Consider the following 24,449-nt stretch of genomic DNA (forward strand, 5'->3'; position numbering starts at 1 on the left):
TTTACAAGATGAAAATTTTAGAATAATCCCAACTTATTTAATGCGTCCGAGGGGCAAGAAAATAGTTAAAATCTCACCTTCTTCGGGTTTTTCACGCACAATCAATTTACCTCCCAAAGCTTGAAAAAGGTTTTTAGTCACCTTCATATTCAGACTTAAACTACCGGTTTCTGGTTGAAACATTAGGACTTTTCCCAAAGCTTTGAGGGTAAGATTAGGTGATTTTATTTGAGTTTGAAACTGCATTTTTAATTGATTTCCTGCCGTTGATATATGTACTTGCAACAGTCCACCACTAGCCATACTGCGAGTACATTTTTCCACGACTCCATTTAACATTTGATCCAATAAATTCGGGTCGCTAATTACCGAAGGCAATTTTTTCGGTACATTAACTTCTAAATTGACATTGCGCCGTTTAGCCTGTTTTTGCCACCGAGGAATACTATCTTGAAAGACTTTTTCTAGAGCAATTGGAATTAATTGAATTGGTTTATCTCCCAGAGGATTAATACCCAATTCTGCGGCTCGGAAAATTAATTCCATGCGCTGAATTTGTTCACTACATTCTAAATCGATTGTTTCTAAATATTTTTCTACATCTTCCGTTACTTTGGCCCGTTTTAACAATAATCTGGTAATGGTGCGAATGGTGGTTAAAGGAGTGCGAATTTCGTGGGTTAAAGCTCGCAATAATTCCAAATCACAACCCGATTCTAAATTAGAATTATCTTCCTTTGGCGGAGTGATTTCGGCATTGATAGGCGATTTCGTTTTTTTCAGGTCTAAATTAGGCTGGTTGGGTAAATTTTGCAGTAATTGGCGACTAAATTGGCTAACTAGACGATAATCCGGCGAGGGACTGCCATTAGCCTCGATAATTGCCTCTAAAGTCTCGATTTGCGGATAACGCAGATTAACTAATCGTTGCCGCAACTGCTGCCAAGCTTGCTGAGTGAGGACGGGATCAAAGGAAAATTGAAAAGAGGACAAACCCCACTGATCCTCGCCTAAAACCAGCAAAAGAGCGAAACTTTCGCTAAAAACCAGACAAAATCTTTCATTAGCAATCGGATCCGTTGGCAAGAGAGGCAATTCATGAATCTCTGTCGGGGAAATATCGGCGGCGGATTTTTCCTGAGAAGGCAATTGCAAACCCAGCCATTGTAAATGTTTTAAAGCTTTAACGGTAAAAACACCGAATTTAAAACCCGTTAAAGCCTTGCTTTCTCTGACTAAAGCCGTCGGACCGGAGAGAATTAAACCCCGACTGGCGGCATTATTTGGGTTTTGTAATAAGATATTTTCTAAAGATGCGATCGCTGCGAACCATTCACTTTCCGCTTTCAGTTGCGAGCGCTTGAGCCATTCCGATAAATTAGGATAAAAAGCATTGGGGGTGAAAGTTTCCCGGTCCTGATGGTCAGTCGGCGGGAAAATATCGCTTAATTTCGGTAAAGACCCCTTTAACATCGTCTTCATCACTGACTAGATACAAATTCCTTACCTAGAATATTACCCCCGTTAATGCCCATCCCATAACGGTAAAACCGAACTCTATTGGCAGTGATATCCGCGTTTTGATAACAGTTATCTTAATGGTGAGGTACAAAGTTTTGCTTTTGGGGAGTCGGTCGTCGATAGCAAATTAGGTGGCTCTTCTGGTTTCTGTGTGGAAACGAGGTCTATACTGATAGTCTCTTCGACAAAATAGTCCTAAAAGTGTTACCCGATAAGTATTTCACGATTCCATAAGCAAAAATTATCACACAAAGTCGAGAAGAGCCATTAGGTTACACTTCGTCTTGATCGGAAAGGCTGTCAATCGGCTTAATGATTTGTAATATAGGTTAGTCCAGTTGATTACCTATGCCAGTTGTGGGTTTAGTAGCTCAATTCAACCTCGATAAGTCTAATATTTAACTACACCTCCCGACTTATGTGTTTTTTTGTTACATTTAAGTATTTTTTTTGTTTATCTATGGTTATCATAGAGCGAGTTAAATTGTTCCCAAATGATTTCCCTAACTAACCGATCTTTGCTCCCAAACCCTTTGTCCTTGACATTACGTCAATAGGAGGAACCATCGGCTCTTGGTTTGCCTGTTTAAGTGTTGCTTTCAAGCTAGGTAAACAGTTGAGTAGTGGTAACTTTCGAGCAATAGTTGGGGTCGGTTATTGACTATATTTTGCCGTGAGCAAATTCTGAGAATTAATCAGAACTAAGTGCGCTTGTCTGTCTTCCGAACCCGTCGATGCTGCGGATTTGAGGTTCATTTATCCTTTGTCTGAGAGAGAGTAAAAAATATGCTGCACATTCATATTCTTCAGGATACGTTTTTCAAGTCTTCCACAGCTTTTTCTGAAACCCTCAATAGTGGGCAAAAATCCTTAATCAAAGCGGGAACTAAACTGCCAATTAAATCTTATTTTCGCCAAAATAATCATTATTCTGTCAAGTTAGCCGCAGAACAAGGTTCAGTGGGGAAAGCGGGATTTTTCTTTGATGATCATGTACAAGTAGAAGAAATACGGGGCGTTTGGCTCACCAATGTTGACAGTGATATTCTCAAGTCTAAAGATAACCTAAAAGCTGGGTTGGAAAAACTTAAAAATTTAGGATTTAATACTCTTTATCTAGTAGTTTGGAACAAAGGCTATGTGTTTTTTCAATCACAAATTGCTGATAATGTTTTCACTGCCGATAAGGAAAAACTCAAAAAAGTCAACCTTGAAAAAGAGTTAGTCGGTAGAGATCTACTAGCAGAAATCATTGAGATTAATCAGACAGAAAAGTATAACTTTCGGATTATTGCTTGGTTTGAATATGGTTTAATGGTTCCCCCAGCTGCTCCCTTAGTTGCCCAAAAACCAGATTGGTTTATGCTTACTCATCAACAGAAAAATACCGTTGATGGTGATGGAAATTGCCGCTTAAATCCCGCTCATCCTGAAGTTAAAGATTTTTGGGTTAGTCTTATTCGTGAAGTAGTTAAAAACTATGAAATTGATGGTATTCAATTAGATGATCACTTCGCTATTCATCACGCAAAATTCTTGCCTAATGGTACTAAAAATTTTGATTTTAGCATGGGGTTTGAATCCTTTACTATCAAACTTTTTCAAAAGGAAACTGGTTCAGTTAGTCCCTTAAGCAATCCCCAATTAGCGAAATTTAAAGATTGGCGTAAGGAGAAGTTAACTCAATTAGTGCGATTGATTTTTAAAACCATTAAAGCGGAAAAAGACGATTGTATTCTCTCCATTTCTCCCAATCCTTTAGGATTTTCTGTTGATCATGCTTTAGCTGATTGGGAAGCATGGGAAAAGGAAGGATTAATTGAAGAACTGGCATTGCAAACTTATCGTGGAGATGTCCAGAGTTTTGAGAGAGAAATCGATAAATCAGAGGTAAAAGCAGCGCGGGAACATATTCCCACCGTCATCGGTATTCTCACAGGTTTAAAACCCAGTGATAGACGAGTAAATTTCCAATTAATTCAAGCACAAACTCAGGAGACTCGTGAGCGAGATTTTGCTGGTTTTGCCTATTTTTTCTATAGCAGTTTATTAGACCATATTCCCACCACAGAAACCGTGGCTGACAGGGAGAAGAAATTGGCTCAAATTCTTGCTACCGATCAATTTGTTTAATTTATTCTTTGAGATTCAAAATTATCCATAAAAGGAGCTAAATTCATGACTCAATCTTCTCTTTCCTTGCATAGCATGGCTATAAAAACTGAAAAATTTTTGCTAAATAATCCCTTCTGGTTTTTGCTATTTCTAGTCGGATTGGTGGCTTTTCTACTGCTTGCTAATATTGCCATTTTTCCCTCATTAACTCTGAGAGGAGATATCGCCCTAGATAAGATTTTCATTGGCACAATTGCTATTGTTGCGGTGGTGGAACGTAGCGTAGAATTATTTATTGCTGCTTGGCGTAATCCTCAGAAAGAGGTTTTAGAACAAGAGATTAGTCTTTTGAAAAATATTGCCCATCGAACGGAGGAACAAGAAGCACAATTAATCTCAAAACAAAAAGAGTTACTCCAGTACATAACTCTAACCAAAAAATATGCTCTCCTCTTAAGTCTTGTCTTTGGTTTTATGGCAAGTTTTACAGGGATTCGTATTTTAGAACCTTTGGTAAATATGACGACAACCAAACCTGATCAAATCGCTACATTCTACAAATTAGATTTAGTTTTGTCAGCCTTAGGTATTGCCACAGGAACTAAGCTATTTCATGGTTTGCCCGCTTTAGTCTCTGATACCATTACTGCCACCAGAGGGCAAGTTAATAAATAGTTAACTGTTATCATTAAGTCACGAAACATCAATAAATTCTAGATTTCCTGGTTATAAAAACTGGGAAGATTTCTGTTGAATTAATTTCAAAAATACTTAATAAGAAATATTAAATATTTGCCAATTATGTCGAGGTTTATGAGAGTATAATAGCTGTACGAAAAATAGTCAAAATTTGACTATCCTCAAGAGGAAAATTAAATATGGAAATTTCGCAAATCTGTCTTGACTTAATTAAAAAATGGGAAGGATTTCGTGCCAATGCTTACTTAGATCCAGTGGGAATACCTACTATTGGTTATGGAACGATTCGTTATCCCAATGGGCAACCTGTGGAGTTAGGAGATATTGTCACCGAAGCAGAAGCGGAGGACTTATTAAAATTAGAGGCTGACGATTTTGCTGAGTTAGTTACCAAAAAAGTAACAGTAGGACTCAATCAGAATCAATTCGATGCTCTAGTTTCTTTTTGCTACAACGTGGGTGGTGGGGCGTTTCAAGGAAGTACCCTACTGAAAAAACTTAATAGTGGTGATTTTACTGGAGCGGCAGAACAATTTTTAGTTTGGAATAAAGCAACAAAAAACGGAGTGAAAATTGTTTTAGAAGGTTTAACTAATCGTCGCCGTGAGGAAAAGGCTTTATTTGAAAAATCTGGAAGTGAAGGAAAACCTTTAGACAAGCCTGAACCCTCCTTACAAGCTCAAGTTGATTGGTTAGAGGGCTATCGAGACAGAAATAATGATGATACGATTATTGTGGCTCGAAAAGGCTCTGATGTTATAGAAATTTTGACTGTAGAAAGCCCGGATAAAGAGGACTTAATTACCGTCATACGTCAATATCCTAATGCTAAAAATTTCCTCATTGCCCCCCAGGAAAAACAAGTACCTGCGGGGGAAAGAATCTTAATTCAAAAAAGGGAATTTGCGACAATCACAAAAGTTGCTGCTCCTCCCTCATTGGATAATCAACTTTTAATAATTGGAATGGGAGCAGACGAAGATACTCCCGCCAGTTTAAAGCAAGATATTGAGGAATTGCAGGTACGTTTGCGAGATTTGGGCTACTATCAAGGGGAAATTGACGGCAACTTTGGTTCAGGAACGGATCAAGCTGTTAAAGCTTTCCAAGCCAAATTTTTTGGAGCTAATGAAGCAGATGGCAAAGTCGGCCCCCTGACTTGGAAAAAACTGTGGGAAGGAAATCCAGTTCCTGTAACTCCTCCTGTCGGCGTATCCAGTCCGGGTAAAAATTATCTTAAATTAACCAAAATCAACAAAAAAGATGAATTTGGTTGTTTCGTTTTAAAAATGGAATACTTTAAAGATGGACAACTGAAAGACAGTCTTAATGTGTGTTCTGGTACGCCATCGAGACAGATTTTTAAGACGGCTACCGCTAGTGTACCTAAATCATTTGAGCCGCTACCAGAAGGGTTATGGCGAATTGAGAATATTAAATGGGCAGGGGGTCCTGCACACAAAGATGATTACTCTGGAAAATTTGTATTTCCTGATCCTGGAGTTGGTCCAGTGTCAACGCCTTTAACTTATCAAAAGCCCAATTCAACCCGTAGAAGTGCTATTGAAATTCACATCGACTGGAATCGCCGCAAGAAGTCTCCTGGTACCGCAGGATGTGTGGGAATTTATACGATTGGCGATTATCAACGTTTTGTTCGTTGGCTTCGGGAAACTGACCCACGAGACTTTTTTGTGGATTGGGGTTTAGGAACTTGTCCCAAACCCTAGCCTATCTTTAACAAGGGGCAATTGAATTGTTTAATGATGGTTCAATTGTCTCTAGTAATTATTGGTATATTGAAAATTTTTCTAACCATAAATGTTACGCAAAATCACCGTTTTTACCTTATCTTTATTGCTAACAGGTAACTCAATTATTGGCACAGAATCTTGTCAAAAATTTTTTGTTACTGCCACCGATGGTTATGTGAATATCCGTTCCTATCCTCAAATACAAGGGAATAACGTTATTGCAACTTTACCTAGCGGCAGTTCTGTACAATTAAGTGAGGGTCATCAAAAATGGCTGAAAATTAAATTACCTCTTGCTGGTTGGTTAGCTGGTAGTCAAATTTCTCGAATTTCTTGTGATCAAGGTCGTGATTTACTTATATAATTGGGACTGCCGACTATAATTAAACTTGGAAACAAAGCAGCAAATGGCTATCAAAAAGATGCGGAAACTTTGGTTAAAATGTCTCCATATATAGATGGAATAGTAGAGGAAAATTATGCCACAGTTATTGTACAATGGGCTAATCAAAATCCGAAATTTTTAGTTGCCATTCTTGATCGTCAAAGTCCAACCATTCGCCGAGCAGTTTTATCTTCTCTCGATTTTGGATTAGGGACTAACACAAATGAGCGTAAAAACTTGGAAAAATTTATGCAAAATATTTCTCCAAAAAGTTTAACCTACGTTGATTGGTATAGGCGTAATCCTGTTTATCCTTAGTAGCAAATACAAGATCAATATTATTCTTTTAATTCATTAAGGAGGCTCTTCATTGAAACCTAGCGCAGTCATCAGAACATCAATTATAACTGTCATGGGAACTATTTTAGTTGCCTGTGGAGCTTCCCTTGAAGAATATCAGAAGTTTGCCAAATCTGGTCAGGAATACGCCACCGCTCTTGATAGCCTGTTAGTTATTTCTGGTGATTATTTTGTGGATGCCAGTTCGGAAAATTTGATTGCCAATGATTTACAGGATCAAGATAGAGACAGTAGTAACTATGCTGAGACTACCAAAGAAGATGATGAGTGGCTCACTTTAATTGCCGAAATGCGTCAACACAATCATCTATTAAAAGAATACTTTTTTGCCTTAGAAGATTTAGCCACTTCTACTGCTCCTCAAGAAGCGAGAAAAGCGACTGATAATATTTTTAAACAGTTAAATAGTATCAGTAACATTATTCAGGCTAACCCTAGAGTTGGTTCGATTCCTGTACCTTCGATTTCCGAGATTATCCTAAGTCAAAAAATCAAGGGTGAACTAAGAAAAGAACTAGAGGCAAGGAAGGAAGCAATTTATCGAGAAATTGCTATACAGGAAGCTTTACTGAAACTGCTTACCAGTCAGATTAAAACTGATTTAAAGGATATTCAAAACCTCAAAGATGAGCGCTCTGTTTTACCCGCATTTGCTGCTGAACAACCAATTGAAAAACCCGATGATTGGATAATTAGACGCAGACAAATTAGAACGATGACTCTCTCAGTTCAAGGTTTAGATGACGCAACTAAAGCAACAGAATCTTTTAAGGAGTCTTTTAAATTGCTCTTGGAAGATAGATTTACTATCGGACGTGCCAATGCTTTATTATCTGAGATCGAATCTCTCATCAACATATCGGAAGATTTAAAAAGATCAATCAACCAAAACAAGACTACCACAGGAGTAAAAGACAATGACCACAAATACTGATACACAAAAATTACTTGAGGCACTGCAAGAATTTCTCGATGAAATTAGTGCAATTCAAAATCAATTGACCATTCCTGGTATTCTGGGTAAGTTTCCTGATGATGACCAAAAAAGGCAATTTAAGCAGTTTCGTACAGAGTGGAAAAGACTTGTTAATAAAACTCGTATCAATATTGCTAGTGTTTTAGTTAGTGAACTAAAAGCTAATGAAATTGAACTACATGAAGGAATAGATGCTATCAATAAAGAAATAAAAAAACTTGATGATACGGTTGGTTTTCTAAACCTTTTGGGTAGAACAATCGAAATCCTTGGCAGAATTATTAAACTTTAGTTTATGTCACTGCTTTTTGTAATAGTTCGCCAATTCAAAAAAGATAGCAAAAACAGTTGTTATTTGATATAATTTTAGAAAGTCTTGGTACTCTAATTATGACACTCGAAAATTTTTTTAACCTAGAAGGAATTAGTTATTCAAATTAATCCTTTCTCAGATTATTTCTAGTCATTTTTTGTCCTTTTATCTTTTATTGCCTATAATTTTCTTAATCCTCACTTTTTCAGTTAATAAGGAGAAGACAATCATGCAACCTCTGAACTTTTCTATTATCCAAGAAATCAAACATCAAGGAATTTGTGATGCTTCTGCAGCCACTGCTTTAGGAGAAAATAAATTTGTTATTGGTAATGATGAGGCAGATGTAGAATTAGGTAATATTCTCTGGATTTATTCCTCTCAAGAGTCGGGAAAAGCGCTGGAAACCATTGACATTAATGGTTGGCTAAAAAACAATCCTAAAAATAGAGAAATCGACTTAGAAGGGGTAACTGTGCTAAATGACATAATCTATTGGATTACTTCCCACGGTCGCAATAAAAATGCTGAACAAAAACTCCCTCGTCATCAATTTTTTGCTAGTAAAATTACCGATGACGGCTCTAGTATAGTTCAAGTGGGTGAGTCTTATACTCAGTTAGTATTGCGCGATATTATCGAAGACTCTCAATTGGCTAAAATATTTGATTTCAAAACAGCAGAAACCAAAGCTCCCAAAGCTGAAGGAGGATTAAATATTGAAGGTTTAACGGCAACTCCAGACGGAAATATCTTAATCGGTTTTCGTAATCCTGTCCCCAACGGTAAAGCTCTTTTATTACCCCTAAAAAATCCCAAGAGTTTAGTTACTAATTCAACCACGGCTAAAGCTGAATTTGGTGATCCTATCCTGCTAGATTTGGGAGGATTAGGAATTCGTAGCCTTGAATTTTGGCCAGCTTTAGAAGTATATTTAATTATTGCCGGAGAATTTCATGGAGGCGATCAATTTGTTTTCTATACTTGGTCAGGAAAAAAAGAAGATGCACCGGAAAAGATAGAATCACTGCAATTCCCTGACGGGTTTCGTCCAGAAGCTTTGTTGTTTTATCCCCATTTCCCAGATCGCTTTCAGATTTTAAGCGATGATGGTACAATCGAGCGAGTTGGTAATACTCCCTGTAAAAATACCGATAAAAATAATCCCGAAAAATATTTCCGCAGTATTTGGGTAAAAGTTAATTAATACCAATTCTCACCCATAAAAACTACAGATCGAATTATCGAATTTAAGTTCCCCTTTTCCCCTTTTTCCCATTTTAAGGGAGACGAAGGCAGAGGGATCAAACTCCTGTAGCCGGATTTTGGGGAATTGCTATAATTAGCCATCCTTCTTAGTGGAACCTCAACAAAACCTAGAACAAAAATAGCTTTAAACCCATATAGGGATAAGCTTTAAGCTCAAAAAAACCGTTGATCACGTCTTCTCAATGGTTTTTTATCCTAGAAGCTCTATTAACCTTTTTCTCTGATCCAGAGGACTTCTGGGTTCGCAAAGGGACAAAAAAGTGTGGAGAATCCTCCCATAATCGCTACAATTTTTCTAGAGGCTAAGTATTGCCCTCATTTAAGTTCTTTTGTACTCATTAAAAACCATGAAAATTCTTCACGGTACTTGGATTCCCCAATCAACGGATGAATTTATTCAGAAGGGTAGCTTTTATCTTTGGGGAGAAACTAGCACCCCGAAAAAGAGTCGCACCACTGCCGATAATTATCATCCTTTTCAGTTAAGCAAAGAAGAATTAACTAGCTTTCTCACTGGAGAGTTAGGAATAGTTCAATCGAATTATAATCCTCTTAGTCGGCAATTTGTCCCCCGCTACTTTCTTTTACCTAGTCACGAGAATCAACCTTTACCCTCCTTAGAATTACTGCGTTATCTAGAAAAAGAACCCCCAGAAAATAGCCAATGGCAATCTTGGCAAATTGATTGTTATCCCCTTAATCCTGTACTTAAACTGCTCAATGATCTGCACTTTATCTGTCTTTACAACTCCTCAGAGATTCAGTTAGGTGCAGATCTACTTTTTTGGTATCACTACAGTCAAGCTTTTAAAGAAATAATTCTCAAAGATAACTATATTCCTGCCTTTAAATATCGAGAATTAACCACAAATAACAAGAAAACCGCTAACTTTGCCATCTACCCTCTTTGGGAAATTATATCAGCAACCTACGAAACCAATCTCGATCGCTATCTCGAATATCTTCCCCGCATTTGTCTTGCTGGTGCTGAAAATCCCCATGCTTCACCACAATTATACGACCCCAACACCCTACTCCGGCACTTCTCGGAATGTCTCCTCAATGAAATTGTCACTAATACGGCAATTCCTGCCAGTTTTGAGAAAAAAATTAGCGAGACAATTATAGGTGATTGCTTCTCTGTGACTAAGACTGCTGGATTTCTGCAAACCGCTGCCGCTTTAGAAAAATATCAACAGTGGCAAACTTGGAGACAGCAATTACTAGGAGACCAAAATATATCTAATTTTACCCTGGGTTTTAAACTAACCGAGGCCCCAGAAAATAATATTGAACAGTGGCAAATTACTTTTATCCTCATCTCTAAACAAGACCCCTCCCTGCGATTAGAATTAGAAGAATATTGGTATGCAGTACCCGAAACTAGGACAAGCATACGAGCGCATTTTGGTCAAGATTTAGACAAAAATATTTTACTAAGTTTGGGTTATGCTGCCCGTATTTATCCCCCCATTTGGCAAGGATTAGAAACGGATAAACCGACGGGATTTTCTCTCAACCTTACAGAAGCTTTTACTTTCTTAAAAGAAACTGCTTGGATTTTAGAAGATGCGGGATATAAGGTAATTATTCCCGCTTGGTGGACTCCCCAAGGTCGTCAACGGGCCAAAGTTCGGCTAAAAACTACTTCTAAATCGGGGAAATCTACCCCCGTTAGTAAAGGGATTTTTAGCCTCGAAAACATCATTGAATATCAATATGAATTAGCCATCGGTGAAGAAACTATTACCCAAGAGGAATGGCAACAATTAATTAACACCAAAACACCCTTAGTTAAATTTCGAGGCCAATGGGTAGAATTAGAACAAAATAAAATGCAGCAAATGCTGGATTTTTGGCAGAAATATCAGCAGGAAAATCCTGAGATGAATCTGATTGAGTTAATGAAAAAAGCTGCCGAATATCCAGAGGAGATTATTGTTGAAACCGATGATTTTTTAGGTTCTATGCTAGAGAAATTACAAAATCCTAGTCAACTAGAACCGATCGAAAATCCTCCCCAATTACAAGGAACGCTGCGGGAGTACCAAAAGCGCGGAGTTGCCTGGATTCAATACCTGGAACAATTGGGTTTAAATGGTTGTCTTGCTGACGATATGGGACTGGGGAAAACCCTACAAGTAATTGCTAGATTGATTGGGGAAAGAGAGGGAGATAATAATGTTTTACCAACTCTGCTAGTTGCACCCACTTCCGTGGTCGGAAATTGGGCAAAAGAAATTGAAAAATTTGCCCCCCATCTTCAGGTTTTAATTCACCATGGTAGTAAGCGCTATCAAGATGAGAACGAATTTCAGACAGTAGCTAGTCAAAAGGATATCGTCATTACTTCTTTTACCTTAGTTCGCAAGGATTTGAAATTATTTAACTCGCAATCCTGGCAACGTTTAGTAATTGATGAAGCACAAAATATCAAAAATCCTAAAGCGGCACAAACTAAAGCAATCTTGAGTTTATCTGCACAACATCGTCTCGCATTAACGGGAACTCCAGTAGAAAATAGACTGCTTGATTTATGGTCAATTTTTAACTTCCTTAACCCTGGTTATTTAGGTAAAGAAACTCAATTTCGTAAAGCTTTTGAAGTGCCAATCCAAAAACAAAATGATCGTCTCCAGTCCACGGTTCTCAAAAAATTAGTGGAACCTTTTATTCTGCGTCGGGTAAAAACCGATAAGCAGATAATTAAAGATTTGCCTGACAAAGTGGAAAACAAACAGTATTGTAATTTAACTAAAGAACAAGCTTCTCTCTACGAAGTTGTTATCAAAGAAGTGGAAAAACAATTAGAAGAAGCGGAGGGAATAAAACGCAAAGGATTAATTTTATCTACCCTGATGCGCTTGAAACAAATTTGTAATCATCCCCGTCAATTTTTACAGGATAACAGTGCTTTTACCCCTGAGCGATCGCATAAGTTAGAGCGTTTGGGAGAAATGCTAGAAGAAGTAATTTTAGAGGGAGATAGTCTGCTAATTTTCACTCAATTTACTGAAATCGGTGACTCCTTACAAAAGTACCTCAAACAAACTTTTCGCTATAATACTTATTATCTTCACGGGGGGACTTCTCAACCAAAACGAGAACAAATGATCGAAGAATTTCAACATCCTGAAACAGAACCTTCCGTATTTATTTTATCCCTAAAAGCTGGGGGAGTGGGGATTACTTTAACCAAAGCAAATCATGTTTTTCATTTCGATCGTTGGTGGAATCCTGCGGTGGAAAATCAAGCAACCGATCGCGCTTTTAGAATTGGTCAACAAAAAAATGTTTTCGTGCATAAATTTGTCACATTGGGAACCTTAGAGGAAAGAATTGATGAAATGATCGAGGAAAAGAAAAAGGTAGCTAATGCTATTGTTAGTAATGATGAATCCTGGTTAACGGAATTAGATAACGAAAGTTTTCGTCAGTTAATCGCATTGAATAAACAGACAATTATTTAATCGAGGTAAACCTATGAATAAATTTAGTAAAACTTGGTGGGGACAACGCTTTATAGAAACATTAGAGGAATTTACCGACTCAGCGCGTTTGAGTCGAGGACGTTCCTACGCTAAAAATGATAAAGTCAAGAATTACGAAATTGACGGTAATTTAATTACTGCTCAGGTGCGAGGTTCCATTAATCCCTACTTTGGGGTTTACAAAGAACCTTTGTATAAGGTGAGTATCGAGATTAAACCAATTACTAAAGCAGAGTGGTCACAAGCTTTATACAATCTTGGTTCAAGAGCGAGTATGATCTCTAAACTGCTGCTGAAAGAAGTTCCCGATAATATTGATGAAGCATTTAGCGATCTGAATCTGCACTTATTACCCCACAGTCAAAAGGATTTTATCACCAATTGTTCCTGTCCCGATTGGGAAAATCCCTGTAAACATATTGCTGGAGTTTATTACCTCGTTGCTTCCCAATTAGATCAGGATCCTTTCCTCTTATTTGAATTACGGGGTATCTCTCGTCAAAAATTACTGCAAGAGTTAGCAAAAACTCCTCTCGGTAAGTTGCTTTCCTCCTCCATCCAAGAGGAAAAAATTCCTCTTAACCCCGGGACTTCCTATCACACTAAACCCGAAACTATACCAGCAGCACAAACAATTGATCTCAAAGAATTTTGGCACTCTCATCACCGTTTACCAGAAAATCCTCAGTTAGTTAAATCCGCAACTATTCCCGCAATTGTCATTAAAAAAGCTGGTGATTATCCTGCATTTTGGGATAAGGATACCTCCTTTATCGAGGTAATGGAAGAAATGTATCAACGGGTACGCAATAAAAATGCAGGGATACTTTAAAAAAATATAAGTTTTCCTTTTGGGGAGTCAGGAGTCAGTCCCGATGTCAAATTAGGTTACACTTTATCTGGATCAGAAACGCTGTAGCTAAATTGCTGACTTTTTGACTTAGGTATCTATCCATAGGAGGGTAGATTAGAATAAACAGGTTAACAACTGACAGTAATTGAAAATCTACCCCTAACCTGCTAGTATTGTTATGAGACTGGACATAAGAGAGATACAATGGAATCCTTAATTATTGAAAATTTTCTGATTATTAAGTATGCGGAAATAGAGATAAAAAAAATTAATGTTATCATCGGTGAACAGTCCACTGGTAAAAGTATTATTGCTAAATTAGTTTTTTTATTTCAGACATTTTTGTTTTATCAAGTTAAATTATTAGTCACTCATCTTCAAGATCAGCAAGGACTCAAAAGGCACCTACAGAAGCGATTTGAGGAATTATTTCCTAAATACGCATGGAAAGAGCAAGTATTTAAAATAGTTTATCGTTTGGATGACATGAACTTTTTGATTGAAAGATATAAGGACAAATCTGGCTATTTTAAACTACAATTTACCTATTCAGATAATTTTAAAAAGTTTTACAATACAACAATTAGACAAGTGAGTAAAATTGCCAAAAGCAATAACAAAGTCACTCAAGATATTTATTCAGATATGAATGATTGTGTGGCCAAAAATATTGCTGATTTTTTTCAAGACAATGAAAAAATTTTTTCTACAAAGATTTTATTTGTACCAGCTAGTCGCACTCTTTTTGTTAAATACTTTACCAATAATATTTTTTCCTTTTTGGCCAATAATTTTGATCTTGATCCTCTGATTATCAACTTTGGCTCTAATTATGAAAATGCTCAACGCCTATACAGAATAATTAATGAATCAGAAAGTTTATTCCAAGATAAAAAAGATGATAAAAAACTTTATAATCAAATTAAATTAATTAGCGAAAAGATTCTATCAGGCAGCTATGCGCGCGTGAAAGATCAAGATTGGCTTTTTCATGCCGATGGGAGAAAGATTAACTTAATTGATGCTTCAAGCGGACAGCAAGAAGCTTTACCAATGTTATTAATTCTCTTAGTTTTCTCGTTTTTTCCTGATTCCGAATCCAACCAATTTTTTATTGAGGAACCCGAAACCCATCTTTTTCCCTCCGCTCAAAGAGATATGGTAGAACTATTTACCTTACTTTATGCTAATAAAAATTGTCGTTTCTTTCTCACTACCCATAGTCCCTACATTCTCACAGCTTTGAATAATAAAATCATGGCGGCTAACGTTGAGCCTGTCAAAGCGGAAAAATCTTTAGGTTATAAAAATACTATTCAATTTCAAGATGTGTCAGCCTACACAATTAGCAACGGACAAACTCAAAGTATCTTAGATACAGAGGTGAACTTGATTGGTATCAATAACCTCGATGCTGTCTCCGATGAACTTAGTCAAGAGTTTGAAGAAATTTTAGAAAGAAAGGCTCAACAATAATGGATATTAGTCACTGTTCTGAATGCAATAATAATAAAATAGTCAAAGTTAAAGAAAATGGGAAAGAATTCATCGTCAATAATAATAGTCAGAAATTAATTACTAAGATAAAAATAGATAATTGTTTAATCATCGAGGGAAAAAGATGCGACTGGCTGTTAGAAATTGATAGTCCCTGTAGCTTGGCTCTTTATATTGAACTCAAGGGTAAAAATATTGAACAAGCTTATGATCAATTATTGTCAACTCTAAATCATTCTTACTTACAAGAAAGACATAAAAAATCTAAAAAAGAATGCTATATTGTCGCTTCTAGAGTACCAAAAGCTGGAACCAATGTTCAGGTTTATCAAGCAAGATTAAAGCAATCTCATCCCGAAGTTAGTTTAAAAGTCAAGTCGATGAAAGCTGAAATCACTATTTAGGTTTTTCCCTCAGAAAAAAGCTGAACTAATTATTCCTGTCCCGATTGACAAAATCCCTGTAAATATATTGCTGGAGTTTATTACTTCGTTGCTTCCCAATTAAATATGGAAGAAATGTATCAACGAGTACGCAATAAAAACGCTGGTATGTTATAATTAGGTAGGTGTTTAAAATTGTCTAATACCCCCCTTAGTTAAAAGTAAATTAAGGGTAGATTAAAGGGGGATTAAGGGGGGATCAGAAGTTTGAAAAATCCTTCTATTTTTTAAGACAAGCAGAATCTATGAACCAAGAATCTCTCAGCTTTGTCCATGGGAATGTCAAGTTAGCCGATCGCTTTTTAGTCTGTGGATTGGGTAGTCTCGGACAACACTGCGTCAAGTCTTTAAAAGAGTTTGGGGTTAGCGTCGTCGGTATCGAACTAATACAGCCTCCCAGTTGGGAAATTAATGATTTTCCCGATTTATTAGAGGAAATAATTATCGGTGATTGTCGTCAAAAAAACATTTTAGCAAGAGCGGGAATTGATCGCTGTCGGGCTGCTTTAATTGTCACCAGTGATGAGCGAATTAATGCCACTACTGCCCTAATTATTCGGCAATTAAATCCCCTTACCCGCTTAGTGGTGCGTTCTTCTAAAGATAATCTCAATCAGCTACTCAAGGAACGTTTAGGCAATTTTATCGCCTATGAACCCACCCAACTACCCGCCAATGCCTTTGCTTTAGCCACATTAGGCACGGAAACCCTCGGTTTTTTGCATCTCGACGGTCAGAAATTGCGGATTATCCAGAGACAAATTAGCCCCGAAGATGGTTTACTCGATCGCTTTTTAGGTGATTTAAATACTCCCACCCGTCGTCTGTTAGCACACACAGCCCCCGATGAACCTTTAAGGGCCGGATTTTATCAATGGTCTCCCACCACCACTATCGGGGCAGGTGATACCATTACCACCATCGAAACTACCTATCAAAACATCGATGCTGTCCGCCAGAAACCGTCAAATTCTCCCCAGAAGTTGCGGGATTTTTGGCAGAAATTGCTCAAAGAAATCCAACAATTCTGGCAATTGAGTTTTCAGCAGCAAATTCACCAGGTGGCTTTCCTGTCAGTATTTATCATTATCCTCCTAGTAATTATCGGGACTTTTCTTTTCCATCTCTACGCCCCGAGAGCTTCCTTTATTTCCTCTCTTTCAGGAACAGCGATCCTTTTATTAGGTGGTTACGGCGATGTTTTCGGTGGCTCTAACCCCGAAGATTTAAATGCGGTTCCCTGGTGGATGCAGCTATTTAGTCTCTTTTTAACCTTAGCTGGAACCGCTTTTATCGGGGTTCTCTATGCCATTTTGACAGAAACTTTATTATCATCAAGATTTCAATTTATCCCTAACCGTCCCCCAGTTCCCCAACAGAATCATATCGTTATTGTGGGCTTAGGTCGAGTCGGCAAAGAAGTGGCTAATTTATTACTAGAAATGCAACAGGCAATCGTTGGGGTCAGCTTAAATAGGGATTTTGATGCAACTATCCTGCCAAAAATGCCCCTGATGACGGGAAATATCGAAGAATCTTTAAAAAATGTCAATTTAGATAGGGCCAAAAGTATAGCCATCGTTACCGATGACGAAATCCTCAATTTAGAAGTGGCCCTAACCACCCGCAAACTCAACCCCCAAAGCTACTTAGTCATCCGCACCACCGACGACAACCTTAGTCAACAATTAAGTCAAATTCTGCCCCGATCTCACATTTTAGGAACCAACACCGTAGCGGCAGAAGCCTTTACGGGAGCGGCTTTCGGAGAAAATATTATCTATCTGTTCCGTTGGGCGCAAAAAACGATTCTGGTGACAGAATACGAGATCGAAGCCGGAGATACTCTCAATGGTAGCTCGATCGGGGATATTGCCTACGGTTATCGAGTCGTGCCGATCCTACACCAACGAGAACGGCAAGCCCCGAAATTAATGCCCGAAGATTATCTCAATTTACGCATCGGCGATCGCATTGTGGTGCTGGCCACCATCAACGGACTGCGACGGGTGGAGCAGGGTCGTCGCACTCCCAAAACTTGGCGCGTGCGGGTGGAAAAAGCCTTTAACCGCAATATTGCCGCGGAAGCACCCACCGTGATCAGTCGTTTTTCTAATTGTCCCCTGAAAACCGCCAGCGATCTCATGGAAAATTTGCCAGCGACTCTCGGCGCCCCCCTCTACGAACAGCAGGCGATTCGATTAGTTTCCGAGTTAAAAAAAATTCAAGTTCAAGCCTTGGCTATTCCCATTAACCCGAAATCGGGGTAAATGGGAGTTATCCTTTTTTGTCAAACTAGAAGGCTCTCTCGGTCTTTTTTTATGCAGTTAAAGTGACCGTAGCCTTGGCAGTTTGTCCGGAATCAGAAGTAGCAGTAATAGTAATTGTATCCCCAGCATTTCCTTGTGGGGGTGCAGTGTAGGTAAATTTGGCATCAGTGGTATTTTTATCAATTTTACCGCTTTCTGGCGGTGAGATTGTGATGGTGTAGTTACCAACGGGATTAATGCTAAATTCCTGGATTCCATTTAATGCTAAAGCTGCGCTAGACGGAGCGATCAAAATCGTTGGAGGTAGTCCCTGTCCAGTGGAACTAGCCTCTACAGTTACTTTTTTCTCTACTTGATTAATTAAATCGGGAATAAGACGTTCGCTAAATCCAGCCACAAAAGCCATTGTCAAAAGTCCATATAAATAGGTGTCATTCCCCTTATTTCCATTGTCAGTCCGAATTTGTAAGGGAGAAATGCTAGAGTTAAGAATTAGCAGAATAAAGAAAGCGAAACTTCCCCCTAAAATGGGTTTGGTTAAACCAATTGACAATGGCAAGAAGTCATCGTCATATTTTTGATTTTTGGGATTATCAAAGTCTTGCAAACGAGTTAGAAGACTAACTGCTCCCCCTAAAGTCCCTGTCATCAATATCAATATCAAGAGTCTAAAATTTTCATCTTTGTCCTCAGTATTTTGGTTACTAGAATTTGAGATTGGAGGTAAGGGCATAAGCAAATTCTTCACTGGAGGGGAGTTCATAATACCCCAATTCAAAGGGAGAGCTAACACTAATCCAATTAAAACTTTTGTAGGTATTTTGATAGAATGGAAAAGATTACCTCTGAATTCGGCTAGACCATTCCAAAAACCCATCTGGGTTTTTCTTAATCCTGTTTCGGCAGCATAGCGTAATTTTTGTGCCAAAATAATATTAGGTTGACCTGTTAAAGATTTAATCGCAATTTCTCCAGCATCTACCACCGACTTTACTTGCATGATATCCCAAGCTTTGGAACTGTTGATGAGTTCCACCTGCGCTATCCCTAGTATTATAATTAATTTGGCTAATTCTCCCTGTACTTCCCGGTCTAATTCTGGAGGGAATCCCGCTACTTGTTCTTTAGTTTTTCCCAGCAAAGTATCAATTCTTTGATTTAGTTTAATCACCTCATCTCTAGCTTTAATTTCATTGATTAAATCGTCTAAAGTTTGAAATAAAACACTTGCTTCTTGTAGTTGTGCAGAATTATCTTTAAATTCCTTGACTAACTTTTCAAAGGGTTCATCTACTTCAGGAATTGAACTATATTTGTCTAATTTATCCTTCAGTTCAGCAATCAAAGACTCATTTTTCTGTTGTAATTCCACAGTCGTGGAAAATTTAACCAAAGTATCTTTAACTTTTGTTTGCCAAGCAGTTAGCTTTTTCTTAAGTTTTGGCAAGTTTGCATCGTTAGCATTAGCATCGAATAGAGTCGTAATTGTTGCAACTAAACTATCAGTTTCTTGGCTTAAAGTATCAAGAGGAATTTCTGAAATTTTACCCGTAGATAAAAGGTTGATTGTCTCCACAAGCTGATCTGTATGAGCTATTATTTGTTTTTCTAATTCTTCTCTGCTAGGTAAAGGGTCTGAAAAAGTTAATTCACCTAGTTTTTGAATAAGTTCATCTCTTAAATTATTAGTCTCTTGAGTGATTGTTTTGGCTTCTGTTTGGTAACTAGCAAGGGTAGCTGATTTATCCTGACTAAATTTATTTTGGGTTTCTAGAATAAATTGATTAATTTTTTGTTCGATAGCAGGATTTGGATTAATCATGATTGTCTTCTCCTAAAAAAAAGGCGAAAATGGGCTAAAATTCGATTATCTCCCCGATGCTACAATAGTTATCATTGATTTTCTGCAATTATTCATAAATCTTGATAAATTTTTATTTTTTTAACTCAATTCAGTCTGCCGTGGGGAGATAACACCCTGATCTCCTCAATAACCGCACACCGGGATTAGCACTCAAGCCCTAAGAGTGCTAAATTAACTATAAGGAGTCCTATTACAACAGCGATACCATGTCCAAAATCATTGCCTTTAAAGATGAATCCCGTCGCGCCCTAGAAAGAGGTGTCAACGCCTTGGCCGATGCGGTAAAAATCACCCTCGGTCCGAAAGGACGCAATGTCTTGTTAGAAAAGAAATACGGCGCCCCCCAGATCGTTAATGACGGCATCACCGTGGCCAAAGAAATCGAATTGTCCGATCCCCTCGAAAACACCGGGGCGAGATTAATTCAGGAAGTAGCGGCAAAAACCAAAGATTTAGCGGGAGATGGCACCACTACCGCCACCATCATCGCCCAGGCTTTAATTAAAGAAGGTCTGAAAAACGTTACCGCCGGGGCCAATCCCGTCGCCTTAAGACGCGGACTGGACAAAACCATCGCCTATCTGGTGGAAGAAATCGCCGCCGTCGCTAAACCGATCGCTGGAGATGCGATCGCTCAAGTGGCCACCGTTTCCTCCGGCAACGATGAAGAAGTAGGACAAATGATCGCCACCGCCATGGAAAAAGTCACCACCGATGGCGTAATCACCGTGGAAGAATCGAAATCCTTAACCACCGAATTAGAAGTAGTGGAAGGGATGCAGATCGATCGCGGTTATATCTCTCCCTATTTCATCACCGATCAGGAAAGACAGATCGTCGAGTACGACAACCCCCTGATCCTGATTACCGATAAAAAAATCAGTGCGATCGCTGAATTAGTCCCCGTCCTCGAAGCCGTTGCTCGTCAAGGTCGTCCCCTATTAATTATCGCCGAAGATGTGGACGGCGAAGCCTTAGCCACTCTAGTGGTCAACAAGGCCCGGGGGGTCTTAAATGTCGTCGCCATCAAGGCCCCCAGTTTCGGGGAACGTCGCAAGGCGGTTTTACAAGATATCGCCATCCTCACCGGCGGTCGTCTGATTTCCGAAGAAGTGGGCTTAAGTCTTGACACCGTTAGCCTCGATCTGCTAGGGCAAGCGGCAAAAATCACCCTAGAGAAAGACAATACAATTATTGTCGCCTCCGGGGACAGCCGCAATAAGGCCGATGTGCAGAAACGTCTCGCCCAACTGAAAAAACAGTTAGAAGAAACCGATTCCGAATTCGATAAGGAAAAATTACAGGAACGCATCGCTAAATTAGCCGGCGGTGTGGCCGTGATTAAGGTCGGGGCGGCCACAGAAACCGAACTCAAGGATCGCAAACTCCGCATTGAAGATGCCCTCAATGCCACCAAAGCCGCCGTGGAAGAAGGTATCGTCCCGGGCGGTGGTACAACCTTGATTCATCTGGCCTCTAAGGTGAAGGCTTTCAAAGCTTCTTTGACTAACGATGAGGAAAAAGTCGCCGCCGATATCGTCGCCAAAGCCCTAGAAGCCCCCCTGCGTCAGTTAGCTAATAACGCCGGTGTGGAAGGGGATGTGATCGTGGAAGGTGTGCGCGAAACCGCTTTTAGCGTCGGTTACAATGTCCTCACCGGCAAGTACGAAGACTTAATCGCCGCCGGAATTATCGATCCGGCTAAAGTGGTGCGGTCAGCCGTTCAAAACGCCGCTTCTATCGCCGGTATGGTCCTAACGACCGAAGCCCTCGTGGTCGAAAAACCCGTTAAAGAAGCCGCAGCCCCCGATATGGGCGGCATGGGCGGCATGGGCGGCATGGGCGGCATGGGCGGCATGGGTGGCATGGGCGGCATGGGTATGATGTAATTCCTGATGCCCTCTGGCCCCTGAAAATAATCTCATTCCATTGAGCCAATCTGTCCCTTTTCTCGTTATCGTCGGCATTAGGGACAGGTTTTTTTTCATCGGGAAAAACTTTTTCAGCAGAACCTGCTTAATCTATCCTTTGCATTAGTCCAGACACTACACTAGAAAAGAAGGATTATTCCCAGAAATCATGACACTGCTGACGGTTCGATCGCTCAAAAAAGACTTCGGTATCAAGGAAATTCTCAAAGATGCCAGTTTTAGCCTCGATGATCGCGATAAAGTCGGCCTGATCGGTACGAATGGATCGGGAAAATCGACCCTATTGAAAATGATCGCCGGATTAGAATCGATCGATGGTGGCGAAATTCAAATCAATTCCGGGATGAAAATCGTCTATTTACCCCAGCAACCGGAGCTAGACGACGATAAAACGGTTTTAGAGCAGGTTTTCGCCGATAGTGGCGAAAGCATGACTTTAATTAAGGAATACGAGGAATTGTCCGATCGCCTTGTCCATGAGCCAGAAAATCTGGATACTATTATGGAGCGTTTGTCAAGGGTTTCGCAACAAATTGATAAACTTGCCGCCTGGGATTTAGAAACCAATGCTAAAGTTATTTTAAGTAAACTGGGCATCGATAATTTTAATGCTCGCGTGGGAGATTTATCGGGGGGATATCGCAAAAGAATCGCCATCGCTACCGCACTTTTAGCCGATCCTGACTGTTTATTGATGGATGAACCCACAAACCATTTAGACGCGCTTTCCGTGGAGTGGTTACAGAGTTATTTGTCCCGTTTTCGGGGAGGATTATTATTAATTACTCATGATCGCTATTTTCTCGATCGAGTGACTAATCGCATCATTGAAATCGATCGGGGAGATTTATCTACTTATGCCGGTAATTATGCCTATTATCTAGAAAAAAAAGCTTTAGCGGAAGAATCGATCGCCAGTAGTCAACGCAAACACGCGGGAGTTTTACGACGGGAATTAGAATGGTTATCCCGGGGACCAAAAGCGCGCAGTACCAAACAAAAAGCGCGGATCGATCGCATTCAGTCCATGGGTAATAAGGAATTTAAACAGGTGGAGGGAAAAGTCGATATTGCCACCGCAGGAAGACGCATCGGCAAAAAAGTTATCGAAGTAGAAAATATCTCGAAAGCTTACGGAGATCGCACTTTAATTAAAGATTTTACCTATATTTTTACCCCCGAAGATCGCATCGGTATTATTGGCAGTAATGGGGTAGGAAAATCTACTCTCATGGATATTATTACCGGGAAAACTCTCCCCGATTCAGGCACGGTTGACATCGGTTCCACTATTCATATTGGTTACTTCGATCAACAATCCGATGATCTCAATATCAACGAAAATCAAAGAGTGATCGAATATCTGAAAAGTGTGGCCGAATTAGTCAAAACCCTAGACGGCAGCGTCATCACCGCTTCCCAGATGTTAGAAAAATTTCTCTTTCCTCCCGATCAACAATATGCACCAATTTATAAACTTTCTGGAGGAGAAAGAAGACGCTTATTTTTACTACGAGTTTTGATGAGTGCACCTAATGTTTTAATCTTAGATGAACCCACCAATGATCTCGATGTGCAGACTTTAGCAATTTTAGAAGAATATTTAGAGGACTTTAACGGTTGTGTGATTGTCGTTTCCCATGATCGCTATTTTCTCGATCGAGTAGTTGATACTATTTTTGCCTTTGAAACCGGGGGTAATATCCGTCAATATCCGGGTAATTATTCCCTTTATCTCGATCAGAAAAAAGAGGAGGAGGAACCCAAAGAAAAAAAAGTCACCCCAAAAACTGTTAAAGCTTCTCCGTCACCTGTCAATAAAAAAATCTCTTTTAAAGAGAAAAAAGAATACGAAGATATCGAAAAACAAATACCAATTTTAGAATCAAAAAAAGCCGAAATTGAACAGGTACTTTATGGAGAACCCCTAGAAGATTTTACCAAAATAACCGCTCTAACCGAAGAATTAGCTCAATTGAGTCAAAAAATTGATAATTTAACCGATCGCTGGTTAGAATTAGCGGAAAAATTAGGCTAGGATGATACCTATTTTCCCGATCGATTTAGTCAAAACTGAGTGATAATTTCTGGTGAATCATCCTCATCCATGACCAGATCTACCGACTCCACCCGCAAGAGGGCCAAATTATCGTTAACCACCCCTTGAAGATAGATTTCCCCCATCCCTTCACCCCCCAGATCGATCGAGCCAAAAACTTGACCGGTTTTGGTATTAAAATTAAACTGAAAATAATTAGCTGAGGAAATTCCCTCGCTGACATTATCGTATCTAGCGATCTCTTGACCACTGTTATCATAAAAAGATACCTGAAAATCTTCTAAGACTCGCATTTTTCCCGAACCTTTTTCCGAAAAGATAGTCGGGGCCGTTTTTTCATCATAACTAAAAGAACCTTTAGCTGTATAACCCTGATTTCCCAACCATTGAAAATCGATCGTCACCGCTAAAACCCCTTGGCTATTCATGTTAGCAACTAAAAGCAAAGCTAATAGTAAAGTCAATATCCTCTTTTTCATGGTCAATCCGAATATCATTAGTCGGTTATTTCAGTTATCAGTGATCAATGACTACAACCAGTCTTCGGGGGAATTTTTATAAGGGACTCTGTCTATCCCTATAAACCTTAAGAAAACTTCAATTACATGGGTACAAGAAAAGGAAACCCAAATGCTCTTTTGTGGGGGGG

General features: G+C 39.1%; 18 protein-coding genes. 15 read left to right on the forward strand and 3 right to left on the reverse strand.

Going from position 1 to position 24,449, the window contains the following annotated elements; all coding sequences use genetic code 11:
- Positions 1 to 33 precede the first annotated feature (33 nt).
- Entirely contained in the window at positions 34 to 1,473 is a 1,440-nt protein-coding gene (locus H6G40_RS04710; RefSeq protein ID WP_002736280.1) for a sensor histidine kinase, read from the reverse strand.
- 834 nt (positions 1,474 to 2,307) lie between these two features.
- Between H6G40_RS04710 and H6G40_RS04715 the strand changes: the two genes are divergently transcribed.
- From H6G40_RS04715 to H6G40_RS04775, 13 genes are all read left to right on the forward strand, one after another.
- A complete protein-coding gene (locus H6G40_RS04715; RefSeq protein WP_002736163.1) occupies positions 2,308 to 3,654 on the forward strand; it encodes a glycoside hydrolase family 10-like protein in 1,347 nt (448 codons plus the stop codon).
- Positions 3,655 to 3,699: 45 nt separating this feature from the next.
- Positions 3,700 to 4,311: a hypothetical protein gene (locus tag H6G40_RS04720; protein ID WP_069473871.1), complete on the forward strand. Its 612-nt coding sequence runs from the start codon at positions 3,700 to 3,702 to the stop codon at positions 4,309 to 4,311.
- A gap of 203 nt (positions 4,312 to 4,514) precedes the next feature.
- Positions 4,515 to 6,065, forward strand: coding sequence for a glycoside hydrolase family protein (locus tag H6G40_RS04725; RefSeq protein ID WP_069473870.1), 1,551 nt, complete (start codon positions 4,515 to 4,517; stop codon positions 6,063 to 6,065).
- Between the two features lie 91 nt (positions 6,066 to 6,156).
- Positions 6,157 to 6,453, forward strand: coding sequence for an SH3 domain-containing protein (locus tag H6G40_RS04730; protein WP_069473869.1), 297 nt, complete (start codon positions 6,157 to 6,159; stop codon positions 6,451 to 6,453).
- Positions 6,454 to 6,792 (forward strand): hypothetical protein, encoded by a 339-nt coding sequence (locus H6G40_RS04735; protein WP_002738181.1) that lies wholly within the window; start codon positions 6,454 to 6,456, stop codon positions 6,790 to 6,792.
- 94 nt (positions 6,793 to 6,886) lie between these two features.
- Positions 6,887 to 7,768 (forward strand): hypothetical protein, encoded by an 882-nt coding sequence (locus H6G40_RS04740; RefSeq protein WP_002737178.1) that lies wholly within the window; start codon positions 6,887 to 6,889, stop codon positions 7,766 to 7,768.
- The gene (locus H6G40_RS04745) at positions 7,752 to 8,102 is read left to right on the forward strand and encodes a hypothetical protein (protein ID WP_002736715.1); all 351 of its coding nucleotides are present in this window, start codon (positions 7,752 to 7,754) and stop codon (positions 8,100 to 8,102) included. Before H6G40_RS04740 ends, H6G40_RS04745 begins: the two co-directional genes overlap by 17 nt.
- A 250-nt stretch (positions 8,103 to 8,352) precedes the next feature.
- Positions 8,353 to 9,330, forward strand: coding sequence for a DUF3616 domain-containing protein (locus tag H6G40_RS04750; protein WP_002737462.1), 978 nt, complete (start codon positions 8,353 to 8,355; stop codon positions 9,328 to 9,330).
- Positions 9,331 to 9,739: 409 nt separating this feature from the next.
- Positions 9,740 to 12,862: a DEAD/DEAH box helicase gene (locus H6G40_RS04755; RefSeq protein ID WP_069473868.1), complete on the forward strand. Its 3,123-nt coding sequence runs from the start codon at positions 9,740 to 9,742 to the stop codon at positions 12,860 to 12,862.
- 13 nt (positions 12,863 to 12,875) lie between these two features.
- A complete protein-coding gene (locus H6G40_RS04760) occupies positions 12,876 to 13,715 on the forward strand; it encodes an SWIM zinc finger family protein (RefSeq protein ID WP_069473867.1) in 840 nt (279 codons plus the stop codon).
- 225 nt (positions 13,716 to 13,940) lie between these two features.
- Positions 13,941 to 15,212, forward strand: a complete 1,272-nt coding sequence (locus H6G40_RS04765; protein WP_069473866.1) for an AAA family ATPase — start codon at positions 13,941 to 13,943, stop codon at positions 15,210 to 15,212.
- Positions 15,212 to 15,637: a hypothetical protein gene (locus H6G40_RS04770; protein ID WP_069473865.1), complete on the forward strand. Its 426-nt coding sequence runs from the start codon at positions 15,212 to 15,214 to the stop codon at positions 15,635 to 15,637. The genes H6G40_RS04765 and H6G40_RS04770 overlap by 1 nt, the downstream gene beginning before the upstream one ends.
- Before the next feature lie 284 nt (positions 15,638 to 15,921).
- Positions 15,922 to 17,946 (forward strand): potassium channel family protein, encoded by a 2,025-nt coding sequence (locus tag H6G40_RS04775; RefSeq protein WP_002736545.1) that lies wholly within the window; start codon positions 15,922 to 15,924, stop codon positions 17,944 to 17,946.
- 49 nt (positions 17,947 to 17,995) lie between these two features.
- On the opposite strand, the gene H6G40_RS04780 is transcribed toward H6G40_RS04775, so the two are convergent.
- Complete coding sequence (locus tag H6G40_RS04780; RefSeq protein WP_123229986.1) at positions 17,996 to 19,768, reverse strand: hypothetical protein; 1,773 nt, start codon at positions 19,766 to 19,768, stop codon at positions 17,996 to 17,998.
- Positions 19,769 to 20,016: 248 nt separating this feature from the next.
- Here H6G40_RS04780 and groL point away from each other — a divergent pair, with 248 nt between their 5' ends.
- Together groL and H6G40_RS04790 are read left to right on the forward strand one after the other, a co-directional pair.
- Positions 20,017 to 21,699 (forward strand): chaperonin GroEL, encoded by a 1,683-nt coding sequence (gene groL, locus H6G40_RS04785; RefSeq protein WP_002784220.1) that lies wholly within the window; start codon positions 20,017 to 20,019, stop codon positions 21,697 to 21,699.
- A gap of 190 nt (positions 21,700 to 21,889) precedes the next feature.
- Positions 21,890 to 23,779 (forward strand): ABC-F family ATP-binding cassette domain-containing protein, encoded by a 1,890-nt coding sequence (locus H6G40_RS04790; protein ID WP_190537342.1) that lies wholly within the window; start codon positions 21,890 to 21,892, stop codon positions 23,777 to 23,779.
- Positions 23,780 to 23,808: 29 nt separating this feature from the next.
- Here the strand turns inward: H6G40_RS04790 and H6G40_RS04795 are convergent, their stop codons facing one another.
- Positions 23,809 to 24,279 carry a hypothetical protein gene (locus H6G40_RS04795; protein WP_042790607.1) on the reverse strand — a complete coding sequence of 157 codons (471 nt, stop codon included), beginning with the start codon at positions 24,277 to 24,279 and terminating at the stop codon, positions 23,809 to 23,811.
- Between the last annotated feature and the right edge of the window lie 170 nt (positions 24,280 to 24,449).

The sequence above is a fragment of the Microcystis viridis FACHB-1342 genome, from assembly GCF_014698335.1.
In the GTDB taxonomy this organism is placed as follows: domain Bacteria; phylum Cyanobacteriota; class Cyanobacteriia; order Cyanobacteriales; family Microcystaceae; genus Microcystis; species Microcystis ichthyoblabe_A.